Source organism: Roseibium algae (assembly GCF_037783265.1).
GTDB classification, from domain to species: Bacteria; Pseudomonadota; Alphaproteobacteria; order Rhizobiales; family Stappiaceae; genus Roseibium; species Roseibium algae.
On the sequence record NZ_JBAKIA010000004.1, the window covers coordinates 51362 to 66356 of the forward strand.

Annotated in this window: 10 protein-coding genes and 1 pseudogene; 8 read left to right on the forward strand and 3 right to left on the reverse strand. The window is 53.9% G+C overall.

Annotated elements, in window-relative coordinates:
• Positions 1-11: 11 nt before the first annotated feature.
• From V6575_RS06625 to V6575_RS06635, 3 genes are read left to right on the forward strand one after another with little or no spacing between them, the layout of a single operon-like run.
• Positions 12-2255 (forward strand): molybdopterin-dependent oxidoreductase, encoded by a 2244-nt coding sequence (locus tag V6575_RS06625; RefSeq protein ID WP_340273412.1) that lies wholly within the window; start codon positions 12-14, stop codon positions 2253-2255.
• Between the two features lie 23 nt (positions 2256-2278).
• Complete coding sequence (locus tag V6575_RS06630) at positions 2279-3058, forward strand: SDR family oxidoreductase (protein WP_340273413.1); 780 nt, start codon at positions 2279-2281, stop codon at positions 3056-3058.
• 6 nt (positions 3059-3064) lie between these two features.
• A complete protein-coding gene (locus V6575_RS06635) occupies positions 3065-4297 on the forward strand; it encodes a D-amino acid dehydrogenase (protein ID WP_340273414.1) in 1233 nt (410 codons plus the stop codon).
• Positions 4298-4911: 614 nt separating this feature from the next.
• Here V6575_RS06635 and V6575_RS06640 read toward each other — a convergent pair.
• Positions 4912-6216: an NtaA/DmoA family FMN-dependent monooxygenase gene (locus V6575_RS06640; protein ID WP_340273415.1), complete on the reverse strand. Its 1305-nt coding sequence runs from the start codon at positions 6214-6216 to the stop codon at positions 4912-4914.
• 135 nt (positions 6217-6351) lie between these two features.
• On the opposite strand from V6575_RS06640, the gene V6575_RS06645 reads away from it, so the two are divergent.
• From V6575_RS06645 to V6575_RS06660, 4 genes are read left to right on the forward strand one after another with little or no spacing between them, the layout of a single operon-like run.
• Complete coding sequence (locus tag V6575_RS06645; RefSeq protein WP_340273418.1) at positions 6352-7149, forward strand: ABC transporter ATP-binding protein; 798 nt, start codon at positions 6352-6354, stop codon at positions 7147-7149.
• Complete coding sequence (locus tag V6575_RS06650; protein WP_340273419.1) at positions 7146-8159, forward strand: FecCD family ABC transporter permease; 1014 nt, start codon at positions 7146-7148, stop codon at positions 8157-8159. The genes V6575_RS06645 and V6575_RS06650 overlap by 4 nt, the downstream gene beginning before the upstream one ends.
• Positions 8156-9220, forward strand: a complete 1065-nt coding sequence (locus V6575_RS06655) for a FecCD family ABC transporter permease (RefSeq protein WP_340273421.1) — start codon at positions 8156-8158, stop codon at positions 9218-9220. The genes V6575_RS06650 and V6575_RS06655 overlap by 4 nt, the downstream gene beginning before the upstream one ends.
• A 10-nt stretch (positions 9221-9230) precedes the next feature.
• Positions 9231-10190 (forward strand): ABC transporter substrate-binding protein, encoded by a 960-nt coding sequence (locus V6575_RS06660; protein ID WP_340273422.1) that lies wholly within the window; start codon positions 9231-9233, stop codon positions 10188-10190.
• Between the two features lie 82 nt (positions 10191-10272).
• On the opposite strand, the gene V6575_RS06665 is transcribed toward V6575_RS06660, so the two are convergent.
• On the reverse strand, positions 10273-12324 hold the full coding sequence (locus V6575_RS06665) for a TonB-dependent receptor (RefSeq protein ID WP_340273423.1): 2052 nt from the start codon (positions 12322-12324) through the stop codon (positions 10273-10275).
• A 452-nt stretch (positions 12325-12776) separates the two neighbouring features.
• Here V6575_RS06665 and V6575_RS06670 point away from each other — a divergent pair, with 452 nt between their 5' ends.
• A complete protein-coding gene (locus V6575_RS06670) occupies positions 12777-13580 on the forward strand; it encodes an IclR family transcriptional regulator (protein WP_340273424.1) in 804 nt (267 codons plus the stop codon).
• 263 nt (positions 13581-13843) lie between these two features.
• Here V6575_RS06670 and V6575_RS06675 read toward each other — a convergent pair.
• A pseudogene (locus V6575_RS06675) lies at positions 13844-14961 on the reverse strand (transposase).
• Positions 14962-14995 lie beyond the last annotated feature (34 nt).

A 14995-nucleotide genomic window follows, 5' to 3' on the forward strand; every position in this document is an offset into this window, starting at 1 on the left:
GGTTTGCAACAATGACCATCACCCGTGCCGTCAGCTTATGCCATTGGGGCGCCTTCGAAGCGGACGTTGAAAATGGAAAGCTGATTGCGACCAGGCCGATGGAAGGCAGTGGCGCTGATCCGGATATGGTCGGTGCCTGGCCTCATATGGTTTATTCGGATCAGCGTGTCAGTCAGCCTCACGTCCGCCGCTCCTATCTTGAAAAAGGAATTGCTGCAGGTGGCGGGGGACGTGGTCATGAAGACATGGTCCCCGTCGAGTGGGATGTTGCACTGGACCTGGTGGCCAATGAACTCAAAAGGGTTCATCAGGACTATGGACCGACAGCGATTTTCGGCGGGTCATATGGCTGGTCAAGTGCTGGCAGGCTGCACCACGCACGGACCCAAGTGCGAAGGTTCTTGGGGGCCGCTGGTGGTTTTACCGATCAGACTGGCAATTACAGTTGGGGAGCGGCACATGCGCTCCTGCCACATGTTCTGGGAACGGCGAATGCGGTCGCACGTGACGCCACCTCCTGGGAGACAATTGCCCTGCACGGTGAAACGGTTGTTGCCTTCGGTGGCTTGAACCCGAAGAACTGGCGTGTGAGTTCCGGCGGTGCTGGAGAATTCCATTTGCCTGAAAAGGTACTTGAAGCGCGCAAGCGCGGCGTGAAGTTTTTCATATTATCTCCCCACGCAGATGATGTGCCCGCCGGTTTGGACGCCACATTGATCAGGCCTCGGCCAAATTCCGACACTGCGATCATGCTGGCATTGGCCCATCAGGCGCTGACTAGTGGGCGGGCCGATCTCGCGTTCCTGCAGCGCTATACGACAGGGTCTGAGGTTTTTTGCGCTTATTTGCGTGGGGATACCGATGGCATTCCGAAAACGTTGGATTGGGCAGCGGGTCTTTCGGACGTGCCTGTGAGCGAGCTGAACGGATTGTGGGAAGCGATTTCTTCCGGTCGGGTCATGTTGAGCGCGGCCTGGTCCTTGCAACGCGCCGATCACGGTGAGCAGCCCTTTTGGGCTTTGATTGCTCTGGCGGCGCTGTTGGGGCAGATCGGACTTCCCGGCGGCGGGTTCTGTTTTGGCTATGGGTCCATGAACGGCGTTGGTGCTGATGCTAGCAAGGGATTTGTTCCAACGATGCCCATGCTTCCCAACAAAGGCATGGCTATTCCCGTTGCGCGATTTGTTGATGCGTTCCTTGAGCCAGGCAAAACAATCGAATTTAACGGACGCAGGGTTACCTATCCTGATGTGAAGCTAGTGTATTGGGCAGGTGGAAATCCATTTCACCATGCACAAGATCTTGATCGTCTGTCCCGGGCTTGGGAGCGGCCGCAAACTGTTATCGTGCACGAGCCGTGGTGGACGCCAACGGCACGTCGCGCTGACATTGTTCTTCCCGCGACCACTTCGCTTGAGCGGGATGATATTGGCGGCACATCCCGCGATCCTTATGTTTTCTTTATGCCGAAGCTGATCGATCCTGTTGGTTCAGCGCGCAATGACATTGATATTTTTAGGAGCCTGTCCGACAGGTTGGGATGCCGTGAGCTTTTTGATGAAGGTCTTGATGATCGCGGTTGGTTAAAACGTCTTTGGGACAAAAGCCTGGAGCATGGTGTGCATTCCGGCGTCGACCTTCCGGATTTCGAAGAGCTGCGGCGGCAAAACATTATCCGTATCCCCGCGCCGCTTCAGCCTGAGGTCATGCTGGAGTCTTTCAGATCTGATCCGGAAAACAATCCATTGCCGACGCCTTCCGGGAAAATCGAGCTTTATTCAAAAGCCATCGCAGGCTTCGGGTATTCGGACTGTCCAGGACATGCAGTCTGGATCGAGCCGCATGAATGGCTGGGGTCGGCCCCGTGCGGGAAATTCCATCTTGTGTCCAACCAACCCGCAAAACAACTGCACAGTCAGATGTGGCAGGTGATGGCAAAAGGACCGGCGGAATGCCGGATCAATCCGTCGGATGCCAAGGAACACGGAATTTCCGGTGGAGATCACATTGTTCTCAAGAGCGGGCGCGGTGCCTGCAGAGCTTCCGCCTTGATCGACCCGAGCCTCAGGCGTGGTGTTCTTATTATGCCAACAGGTGCCTGGTACGAGCCGGACGCTGAGGGAAGCATCGAACAGAATGGCAATCCCAATGTTGTGATTGGCGACCGCGGAACGTCACAACTTGGCCAGGCTTGCGCCGCTCTGAGCGCGCTCGTCGAAATCGAAAGAGAGACGCCTGCGCCAGGCAGTTTCTGAGTATCAAAAGAAGGTCAGATCTGATGGATCTTGGAATCACAGGACGTCGTGCTCTATTGACGGGTGCAAGCCGGGGTATGGGCCGGGCCTGCGCCGAGGCTCTTGCCGGGGAAGGCGTGGAGATCACAATTGCCGCCCGCACGACATCCGTTCTAGAGCAAACAGCCGAAGACATCCGCCGAACGACTGGTGGCACGGTCCACACTGTTACCGCTGATGTGACGACCGAAACGGGGCGTGACACGATCTTATCTGCCTGCCCAGATCCGGATATTCTCCTGAACAATGCAGGTGGCAAGGTTCCTGGCGATTTCCGGGACTGGGATCGCGATGAGTGGGTGTCCGCAATCGATCTGATGATGATCCCGCCGATCATGATGATGCGGGCGACCGTCGATGGCATGATGGAGCGCGGCTGGGGACGGATCGTCAATATCGTGTCCCGCAGTGTAAAAATTCCGCAACTCGAGCTGGGCTTGTCGAATGGCGCAAGGTCCGGGTTGGTTGGGTTCACCGCCGGTCTGTCCCGCCAGACAATCCGGAATGGGGTCACCATAAACAATTTGCTTCCCGGGATCTTTGACAGCAACGCACAGCGCGAACATATCGAAGGCATGCTGGTGGAAGGCGGCAGAAGCTTCGAAGAGGTATGGCAGGAACGGGCCGATAAGAATCCGGCCGGCCGTTATGGCCGTCCGGAAGAGATCGGAGCGTATTTCGCATTTCTTTGTTCTGAGCACGCGGGATTTGTGACCGGTCAAAATCTGCTCGTTGATGGCGGCAGCTATCCTGGAACTTATTGAGGTAACATGCATATTCTGGTCATTGGAGCAGGCGTTATCGGGTTAACAAGCGCTTGGTATCTGTCTCGCGATGGCCATCAGGTGACGCTGCTGGACCGCAATGACGGGCCGGGTCTGGGGACCAGTTTTGGCAATGCTGGCGGTGTTTGCCCCGGATTTGCTGGGCCATGGGCCGCTCCCGGCATGCCATTCAAGGCCCTTCGATGGATGTTTCAAAGTCAGGCTCCGCTGAAAGTCCGTCCACGTATGGACCTGGCACAATGGGCTTGGCTGGCGCAATTCGTTCTAAATTGCAGCAGCGCCAGATTTGGTCAAAACAAGACCCGAATGCAGAAAGTCGCCCATTTTTCGAAAGCCTGCTTGCAGGAGCTGCGTGGTGAAACCGGCATCGAATACGATCAGAGGACCGAAGGCGTTCTGCAGGTCTTTTCGACAGACGAAGAAGCCGAAGGTGGCGCGCGCTCGGCGGCTGTACTGGAACAGCTTGGCATACCGCATCAGCTTCTCTCATCTGGCGATTTGACTCGGGTTGAACCGGCTTTGGCGGCATCCGGTCAGACTTTTAGCGGCGGACTGCATCTGACCACCGATGAGATCGGCGATTGTCACAAGTTCTGCCAAGAGCTTGCCAGGCTGATCTCGGCGCAAGGTGCTTGCCGTATTCAGTATGGCACTACTGTTCAGAAACTCTTGACCGAATCCGGCAAGATCATTGGCGTGCAAAGCGACAAAGGTGACTTTCAAGCCGATGCTGTTGTGATCGCGGCCGGGCCGTGGGCGCGCGCGCTGCTGGACCCGCTGGGCGTCAAGGTGCCGCTTTATCCGGTCAAGGGGTATTCCATCACCGCAGAAATTACGGATCTGGAGTACGCACCGCGTTCGTCTGTCATGGATGAGCATTCCAAGGTGATGGTGACCCGACTTGGCAATCGGATTCGTGCAGCCGGGATTGCTGAACTGGCAGGCTTTGATGCCTCGCTTCCAACGGCTACCATTGACGCATTGCGACATCGTGTGGCGGAGTTGTTTCCAGGTGCAGCCGATTATGGATCTTCGAAGATATGGTGTGGCTTCCGCCCGATGACGCCTGATGGGCCCTCGATCACAGAAGCGCGTGGTTTCAGCAACCTGTGGCTTAATGTGGGACACGGGTCGAACGGATGGACGCAGGCCTGCGGAACCGGCCAGCTGTTGGCAAACCGTGTCGCCGGTCGTCCAACACCTGAGATCGAATGCTAATGGAGAGCGGGTCTGGCTGGAACCCGATCTTTTGGCGGCTCAAATTCGCAGTAATATTGTTGCATCGACGTCCGACCTGTTTCGGGAAGTTTCTGGTCTGCCATTTCACACAGGCATTTGGTAACCGCCTGAACGGCGGGCAATCCCACAAAACGGCAATTCGATTCCGCGTAACGACAAACTGGTCCCGTATAACGGCAATTGGCGCGCCCAATCACACGATTTGGACCGGTCTATCCTGCTGAATCACGAATGTCAGACAGCCTCGGGCACTCATCCTTCCTCTTTTAATTGGTCCATCCCCTTATCGTCAGGTAAATGGGGGACTAGATATGGCGTTCAATCCCAATGGGCCGCATGAAAGCCTTGTTATCCCGTCTGGAGTTTGGCATCTGCTACTGATGAGTACGCCTTCTGTATTTCTGGTGCTCACTCATCCCAGTAAAATCAGGCGCCGGAAAGTTGGGCAGTCGTAGCTGCGCCAAGCGGTATGTCTAGGCTAATGCCCCGGCCGATTACCGCAGTCGGAAACCCCATATCCTCAATGTCAAAGTCAAGAGCCAGCTGGATTGCTATTAATAAAATGCAATATCCATATTTTTACATATCTGCGTTTATTCGCTTAGGTGCCCCAAGAGGGTCGTCGTTGAATAGTCCTTTCTGAACAGGCCTACTTCGGCGAGTTCCGGAACCATTTCGCTTAGTACAAGATGCATGGAACCAACCGAACCTCCTGGGACGGCAACAAAACCGTCTATGGCACCTGCTGCAGCCCATTCGGAAATTTCTTCGACTGCATCGTTGACGGTGCCAATGATCTGCCAATGCGCCGAACCGATGACTTCAGGCCGCATGAGGAGGGAGTCCAACGTCGGTTCGTCCCGAACAATAAGGCGGCGCAGTAACTCGGAGTGGGTTCTGCTACGCACCTGCTGCGGTGCTTCAGGAAGGTCGCGTTCTGTAATTTGGCGACCATTTGGCCAGTCGTTAAGATCCAGTCCGGTCATCTCACCTATCGAGGCTAATTTGCGGGCTCTGTCCATACGCGCATGAGTTTCCTGAAACAGCTCCCGTGCTTCAGCGCGGCTTTCGGCAAGATAAAGGCTGAGGCCGGGCAATAGGCGAATGTCTTTCGGCTTCCGTCCGTGTTCTTCTGCGCGTTTCTGTAGGTCTTGGCGGAGTTCGATTGCCGCGTCCCTGTCCGGCGTCGACGCGAAGATCGCATCGGCAATGGACGCAGCGAAATTCCGTCCTACACTTGATGCTCCCGCCTGAAACAGCGGAATTCTGCTGTGGCCTGGATTGGGGATGTTAAGTGGTCCTTTTACACTGAAATTGGTGCCATTGTGGTTGATTGGCTGGACCAGTGAAGGATCTGAGTAAGTGCCGATATCTCGGTTCAGCTTCAATGCCTCATTTGGAAAACTGTCCCAAAGCTGACAAACGACTTCGGTAAATTCGGCGGCTCGATCATAGCGTTCCTGTGAAGAAGGCATGATCGGCAATCCGAAGTTTTCGTTTCCGTCGAGAGCTGTCACGATGTTCCAGCCGGCCCGTCCGTTACTGATCCAGTTGAGAGACTGGACCTGTCGAGCGACCACATAAGGCGGATAAAATGTTGTCGATATGGTTGAAAGAAGACCGATTTTCGAGGTTTCGCGCGCAATGGAAGCCAGTAGCACAGTCGGATCCAGGCTAGCCGATCCTGGTGTATTGTCCAGGGCTTGCGGATTGAGGAACAGGCTGTCCGGGCGGAAAACAAAGTCGAGTTTTGCCGTTTCTGAGCGTCTTGCAATGTCTACGTAGTAGTCTGTCGAATAGATGCCTTCAACGTTGCTGTCCTGACGCCGCCATGCATCGCCACTTAGCCATGTGGCGGCAAGCGACATACCGATATGCAGCTTTTTTGTTTTACTCATGAAAACAGTCCTTCCAGGCCAGAACCAAATGCGCTGACCAACAGTATGTTCCGCATTGCGGAATGCATTCTGAAATTGTAATTGCTGAATTTAATACTCTAGTTTAGGTTCCGCGCAAGTGCAGAATTCAGTGGGATGCATATGGTGCTCGAGGCAAAAGATATTGTGGCGTCTTACGGGCAAACGCCTGTGTTGAGGAAATTGTCAGCACGCTTCGCCGACGGGCGTATGACGGCACTCATTGGGCCAAACGGCTGTGGTAAATCGACTCTCTTGAAAGCAATGATGGGCTTTTTGCCGATATCCGGAGGGGAGGTGACCTTGGATGGATGCTCGATTGCCCGGATCGAGCGTCGAGCCTTGGCCAAGCGAATTGCCTATTTGCCGCAGGAAAATCACTGCCCTGATTATATGACACTCGGAGAATTGATCGAGCTTGGCGGATACTCAAGATTCTCGCTCTTCGGTGGACCTTCGGAGCGCGACCGTAAGTTGTTCCGTGAAGCGCTTGAAATAGTGGGCTTGACCGATATGGCTCATCGGTCGGTCAACGTGCTTTCGGGCGGTCAAAAGCAGCGCGCCTGGATTGCAATGGTATTGGCCCAGGACGCGGATATCATCTTGATGGATGAACCGGTGAACCATCTCGACATAAAATATCAATACGCGGTTCTTGAATTGGTCCGAGACCTAATCACAACGCATGGAAAGACCGTAGTGGCCGTGCTGCATGACATCAATCTCACCACCGCATTCGCAGATGATGTCATCATGCTTCGGGAGGGAATGGTTCATGCGGCTGGGTCAGTCCGGGAAACCGTGACGCGCGAGAATGTAGCTCATGTGTTCGATCTGGAGACGAACATCTTTTGCCGCGACGGCCGATTGATTTGTGTTCCGCAGATGACCGGCAGTCCATTGGTGCCTGCATGAAGGGGTCACTTGCTGTCCTGATGCTATTCGCATGCGTTTTTCTGATGAGTTTGATTGCCAATCTCATTATTGGGGCAAGTGCTATCCACTGGCAGGATGTGATTGGTGCGCTTTTTCTGTTTGACCCAGATAGTTATGATCACTTCGTGGTTCTGTACCAGCGCCTTCCACGCGCACTGATCGCGATTTTGGCCGGTTCGGTTTTGGCCTGCGGTGGTCTGGTTCTCCAGGGGATCACCCGTAACCCTTTGGCGTCTCCCTCAACACTGGGGATCAATGCTGGTGCTACGCTGTTTGTCGTTGCAGGCGCCTATTCCTTTGATTTGGGTGTAAAAGCCCAGGGAGCTGCTGCCTTGGTTGGCGGAACATTTGGCTTTTTGAGCTGTTTCGTGGTGGCCCGTCTGGCGGGTTTATCGCGCAGTCCGCATAGCCTGGCCCTGATCTTGTCCGGGGCACTCGTCTCCATGCTGTTCATTGGTCTCGCGAATGCCATTCTTCTCTCTGACCCTGCTCGAAGAACCGAGTTTCTGGGGTGGATAACCGGAAACATCAATCACGTTTACGCCGAGCGCTTGTATGATTTCTGGTGGATAGGTGCTCTCGCGCTTCTGTGCCTTCTGATGTCGGCAAGGCCGCTGACCCTGATCACACTGGGCCAAGAAAAGGCGGCTTCCGCTGGCGTCAATGTGGTTTGGGTGTCGCGGATCGCCCTGGTTGCTGTCATGCTTGGGTCTGCATCGGCGGTCGCAATATGCGGACCGGTCGGTTTCGTCGGTCTTGTGGTGCCGCATATCGTGCGCCCTCTGATCGGCTCTCGATTTGAAGTGAGCCTTCCCGCCAGCGCCATGATGGGAGCGAGCGTCTGCCTTCTCGCCGATCTGGTCGCTCGCAAGGCCTTCGATCCTTATGTTCTGCACACCGGCCTGATCATGGATCTTATGGGCGGACTGGTATTTGCTCTGATCGTCAAACGCTATTACCTCAAATCGTCATCTGGGAGAGAGGCATGAGGTTCAATCGCGCAACCGATGGCAAACCTATCTTGCGATTGGAAACAGGCCTTCAAGTCAGACTGGGTAACCTTGTGGCCGCCGTCTTTTTAGCGGTGCTTACTCTTGCCATGACAGCTATAGCCCTCGGCGTCGGGTCGACAGATCTGACTGTCGGCTCAGTTATCAAAGGCCTCTTAGGGCATCAGCTTTCAGACGAGCATTCCTATGCTCTTTGGGATGTGCGAATGCCGCGTATTCTGATTGGTTTTATGGCGGGCTGGCTTGTGGCGATGACTGGAGCGATGCTGCAATCGCTTGCTCGCAACCCTTTGGCCGATCCAGGTCTTTTCGGCTTGAGTCAGGGCTCAATGGTCATGATCATGCTGCTGATGGTGCTCATGCCTGATGCGCCGAAGGGCGCCATACCTCTGGCAGCGCTTGTTGGCGGGCTGAGTGTTGCGTTACTCCTGATCTGGCTTGTTGGCGGAAAACATGTCAGTGGCCTTGCCATCCTCCTTATGGGTATTGCGGTTGAGACAGTGCTCTCTTCGGTAAGCTCGTTGCTCATTCTCTATACGCCAAAGGAGATGTCCTACACCCTATCGGGTTGGCTGGCCGGGTCCCTTTTTCAGGCAAGCTGGAGTGGTATTGCGGCTCTTTTCCCATGGTTCCTTTTAAGCGTCCCCGCAGCGCTTTTCCTGGGGCGAGCGTTGCGTTGTTACGACCTCGGTAACGAGATGGCGATGGCTCTGGGGGTGCCCATCGGTTGGTCGCGGCCAGTTATCTTGATCGCGGCCGTACTGCTGTCTTCTGCTTCTGTGACCGCGGTTGGACCTTTGGTTTTTCTTGGCATCATGGCCCCGCATCTGTCCGGATTTCTGTCTCCGGCTACAGGGCGGGCACGGCTGTTTCTGTCTGGATTGACAGGAGGGGTTCTCGTCGTCGGAGCTGATTGCTTGACACGTGGACTAAGCGGGGAGATCGCTCTGCCGATCGGGCTGAGTCTTAGCCTTCTGGGCGTGCCATTATTTATCATTGCCCTCCGTTTGAGGGCTCTCAGAAACATGACCATCGACTGACAAAGGCAAGATGATGCGCTTACCCTTTTTAATTCCGGCCTTGCTTGTTGCAACGACTGCGCTGGCTGCAGATCAGAACGTGATTGATGATACAGGTCGCAAGGTCACAATCCCTGAGCAGCCGGAACGGGTGGTGGTACTGCACGAACCAGCGCTTGGCATTGCACTGTCAGACCTCGGTCTGGTGCCCGTAGGCAGTTACGGGCGCGATGATAACGGCAAAACGTTATTGGCCGTGGATTTTCTGGATGTTGTCCTTCAAAGTCGCTCTCCGGATCCAAAACCTAAGGGGATCGGCGCTCTTGGCAATCTCGACCTGGAAAAGCTGCGCGCGCTCGAGCCTGACCTGATCATCGGCACCGAGTACGACAAGGACAAGGCAGACCTGTTTTCGGCAATTGCGCCGGTCTATCTTCAAAACAGCAGTACCGGCTTGGTGCGCGGCTTTGGTTCTGAGGAAGCTCTCGCAGGAGTACTCAACCTTGAAACTGAGTTTGAGGAGCGCAAGGCGCAGTATCATGAACGGCTTGAGGACGTCCGGTCCAGCCTGCCATACAATCCCGAAGGCAAGACCTATCTTGCAATCTTCCTGACAGATCAAATCAACGCTGTAGGGCAGTTGTCCGGTGCAATACAGGCCATAGAGGATCTTGGATATAAGCGCCTGAAACTCGATAAAGTTGAAGCTATATCAGGATTTGGGGCTACTTTACTGGTTCCGATTAGCTCGGAGATATTTGGTAGGCTCAATCCGGATCTCCTGATCCTCATGTCTACCTATACATCTTCAGAACGAGGCGAAGCCACCATTCGGGCAACTTTGGATCGCATCGTTCCTGGCTGGGAGCATTTTCTCAAACCGGCTCGTGAAAACCGGGTTCTTTATCTCGATTCAGCAGAAGTCACCACTCCTACCATCGCCAGTGCAGAACGAACGCTCGATGCATTCGAAAGCCGCTTTAAGCGCTGAGATTGCAATACCCGACATGAAAAGACCGCGACCTCAAGAAGGTCGCGGTCCCGGCTGCAAGTATCGCTCTGGAGCGTGAAGTCTAGAACGTTGCCTTCAAGCCAACACCGAACATTCGGGGAGCGGTCATTATGGCGTCCGCTCCACCTACACCCAAGCTTCTGTTTGCTTGATAATATGTCGGGGTACGTTGGTCGAATATATTGTCGACGTAGCCGTAAACCTGGAAGTTGTCATTTACCTGATAAGTCGCTCTTGCGTTGGCGATTGTATAAGCATCGACCTCGTAGGCGGCTGAGTTTGCATCGTCGGAGTAGTAGCCATCTGTGTGGCGGACATCTGCCGATAGCACCAGATTTTCCAGCACACCCCACTCAACACCGAAGCCGAAGCTGTATCCAGGCGCGCTACGGAATTCATTCCCGGCAATACCTGGAAGTGCTGAGAAACGGTCCAGTTCTGTTTTCAGAACGCCCGCATTTGCTGAGAAACTCAGATTGTCCAAAGCCTTATAGCTGACTTCCAACTCTCCCCCATAGGAGTGAGCTTTCTCTGCATTACGAACCAAAAGGGCAACCGTGGGAACATTCTGAATAAAGTACCGCTGAGCATTGGTTAAATCATTATAGAACAGGTTCGCCGAGAAGCTTAACTTGTTTTCCAGAAAACTCCCGCGGGCGAAGAGCTCATAGTTCCAGGATGTTTCTTCTTTGAAACCAAGTGCTGTGTTGTTTCTGAAGTCGTAAACAACACCACCTGGATTAAACCCTCGGCTAATGAGACCACCTACAGTGAGGGTCTCACTAATGTCATAGGCAAGGGAAAGTTTGGGCAGGAAAGCACTGAAGGTTTCATCGTAACTGAAGTCTACCGTCGATCCGGTTGTAGACAGGCCGCGTCGTTTGACCCTGTCCATCTCGTAGCGAAGAGCTGTGGTCAGCGTCCAGCGATCAATGAAGCGGTAGTCAGTTTCGGCGAAAATACCGAGATTTTCCTTGGTATCGTCGAAATTCGGACTGCCGTAGATTCTCGGTTCGGAGAGGGATTCATCAGATTGCGTATGAGAATAAAAAAGGCCTGCAACACCGCTGTAGGCTGCTTCCTGAGAACCGAAATTCACCAAGGTCTCGTTGGTCACGTTCTGCCGATCAATCACCGCGCTGTAATTTGTCATCGGATTGATTGAACGCTGAGTATACGAGTCTGAATACTGCAGTTGGTTCGAGACCTTGATTCCGTTATCGAACTCATAGGAGATATCGCCGATGCCAGTGTTCACCCGGGTATAAAAGCTCGGCATATTCGTCACGACGCTATCTAAATTGTCGTAAGGTTTGACAGTCGCAGCTTCCAGGGTTGGCTGGTTGTTATGGGTAAGGGAATAGGTCAGCTTTGCGCTTAGACCGGGAATTTCAGTTGGCTCCCACAGCAGCTTTCCTCGTCCGGTAACCGACATGATATCCGTATCGGATGGTCCGGTGTCGTAAGCAGAATTGATATAATCGATGAATGTATCTCGGCCGAAGTAATCTATCGCTACACGAGCTGCGATCTGATCGTTGAGTGGGCCGGACAACATCGCCGATACACGTCGCTTGTTGCTGTTTCCTATTTCCGCCCGGAAAGCACCCTCGGGGGTAAATGTCGGGTCCTTCGTATTAACGATGATCGCTCCGGCAATACTATTGGCACCCTGGGAGGTGGTTTGCGGTCCGCGGAAAACTTCTACGGTGTCAACATCCCAGATAGAAGTCGACCCGAAGACGTACTCGGAAGAGTTCTGGTAATGGCCATCAACGCTGATGGTCGCTCTGGGAACTGTTCCGGAAAAAAATGAGATAGCTCCGGTTGCTGGACCTTGTGTATCCTGTCCACGGATCACTGGGGCAAATCCGACGGTGCCTGGATAATTGACATTAGGTATGCCTTGGATCGCTTCCTGAACATCCAGGTTTTCGGGCTTTTTGTTCAAGTCCTTGTCTGTGAGTACCACAACCGAACTTGCTGTATTTTGCAAGCGGCGGTTCAGGTTCTCGCCGGTTACGAAAATCGTGTCCAAGATGGTAGGGCTCTCTTTGCCTGAGGCATCTTGCGATTGGGCCGGAAGGCTTACGAGAACGGGGCTGGTCAGCATTGCTGCCGTCCCCATCAGTCGTGCTATCAGTCTGGAATTCATAATTGTCCTCGGGTTATCACGCGGCCTTGCTGGCATGAAAAGCTTGCAGGCAATTGGTTGGTGGTAAGGCGCTGGCGTGTAATAGACGCGAGGATTTGCCCCCTCGTTGCCCTTAGCTTAACCACTATTGTGTTCCACAATACAGAATGCATTCCGCATATCAATATGAGTTTTATACTCATGTATTAAGTGTGGTTTTTAGGCAACGTAAATTCTCTGGGGTTGAAAGTGCAGTATTTGCAATTATTTAGTGAGGTGCTGCCGACTGAGATGAACAGGGCATTGAACAGGAGCCGCTATGTCATTTATGCTGGGACTTAGAATCTTGAGCTTTGCTCAGTATAGAAGATGAACATTCAACCATCTTCGGAGTTCGTGCTCTCTTATGGGAAAGTGTCCATTGGATTTTTATGACAGATAGTTACGCCAATGGGCAAAATGGTGAAGTGGTAAAGCGCGCAGGGACGGTACAGTCGGTTTCCATTGCCAGCCGTTTTCTTAATGTGTTGGCGCATGCTGACGGACCTCTGGCCTTGGGCGTGCTTGCCCGTCGTGCAGGGACTGGCAACTCGACGGCACACCGCTATATCCAGAGTCTGGTCAAGGAAGGGTTGGCAAGGCAGGATGCCCAATCGGGATTATATGACCTTGGCCCCGCGGCGCTGAATATCGGAATTGCAGCGCTCAAGCGTATTGATCCGATCGAGATTGCTGCAGAATTCATGAAGGATCTTGCAAGCAGGACGGCCATGGCAGGAGGAGTGGCCGTATGGACCGAGCGCGGGCCAACTGTCGTGCGTTGGTACCGTAGCCCTTATTTCTCTTTCACGTCGGTTGCTCTAGGAGATGTTTTGCCTGTAGACAACACGGCTAGTGGATTGATTTTTCAAGCATTTTTGCCAGATAGTCAGATTAAGGTCGCAAGAGACCGTCAGCCCGAACCGTTCCGAGGCAGGCCCCACGATCAAGAGGAACTGGACGAAATTCGCCGATCTTGCTGGTCAGAGCTTACGGGGCACTTGGCATCGAATGTAACCGGGCAGGCTGTTCCGGTGTTCGACGCACAGGGCGAAATTGCATGTGCCTTGACCACTGTCACTAACTTTGGTGAAAGCACCAAGCAGGAAGAACGAATGGCGTTATATGAAGTTGCAAAGCAAGTTGCGATTGAGACTGGCAGTATAGACTTCTTTTGCAAAAGAAGTTGTTCTTGAGCTATTCCGTAATCTTTTTTTTGCTTAATATATCCGCGAATCTTGAGTTCAGAAGGCCATGGTCAACACATTTCAATTATCTGTTCTCGGGTCTGTTGAGGTTCATTGGCTATTGAGAAATGCGGCTAAACGTAGATGGGCTCCCGCAAAAAACCGTGTTTTCTGCTTGTGTCCCACGGGATTGTGTCACGAGAGCGCCGTTTTGGTCCGGTCCGGGCTGGTCCAGGCCGGGTTTGGGTCGTTTTTCCGCCTTTAAGGCGGACTCATCCCAGGGCGTTTTTTCGTTCATGGAAAATCAGGCGGTCGAAGTTGTAGGCGAGATTGGCCAGCGTCAGTTTGGCTTCGGCGCGCGCCAGGCCGATGGTGCGGATGAACAGGCCATAGCGGTTCTTCTGGTGTGCAAAGACATGCTCGACACGCGCGCGGATGGATGACTTTTTCGCATTGGCGCGGGCGGTTGCCTGCGGCATGGGTTTGCCCTTCGGTTTACGCCGGTGGATTTGGCTCACCAGCATGTTGTCAGCCAGCCATTTTTCATTCCTCTTGGAGCGATAGGCGCTGTCGGCCCACACATCCGAGGCGGTGTTGTCCTTGGCAACAACATGCTGCAACTGGCGGCCATCAGGGCTTGCGGCCGATGTCTCCGCACAGCCGCGGATGAAGCCAAAGCGCCGATCGATACTGATGTGGCTCTTGTAGCCAAACACCGGCAAGGCGATCTGCGGCAAAGGTGTGCCATCGGGCCGGAACCTTGTTTTACCGCCGATTTTCAACGTCCAGCGGGCATTGGTGTCTTTCTGCGCGGCCTTGTTCGGCTTCTCCGGCCAGATCTCCTTGGCCGTCTTGCCTGCCTTGATGGCTTGCCTTTCGCCTTCGGTGTTGCGCTGCTTGGGCGCGGGAACCAGAGACGCATCAACAATCTGGCCGGACATGGGGATATAGCCCTTCTTGTGCAGTTGCCAGTCGAAGGCCTTCATCACCCGCTTCAGCGTTCCGGTCTCGCTCATGCGGTTGCGGAAGTGCCGGATGGTGTTCTCGTCCGGGGTCGTCTCGCCCAGGTCAAAACCCAGGAACCGCAGCCAGGACAAGCGATCCCGGATCATGAACTCCATCTTCGCGTCGCTCAAATTGTGCTGGGCCTGAAGGATCAGAACTTTGAACAGTGAGGACGTCGGTCCGCCAATGGTTCGAGGACAAGTCCGAACACAGGGTCAAAAGGCGGGCGTCCACCCTTGGAACCATCACCGTACTCCAGACCCTCAACGAGCCAGACCCGGAAATAGTCAAAATCAACTGTCGCCGCTAGAACCTCAAGCGGGGCACCCTCCTTGCTCAGGCGCTCAAGATGATCGGACAAACTGAAAAGACTGCTGGCATCCATGACATCACCTCCATGCAGTCAGTGAATCACAAAT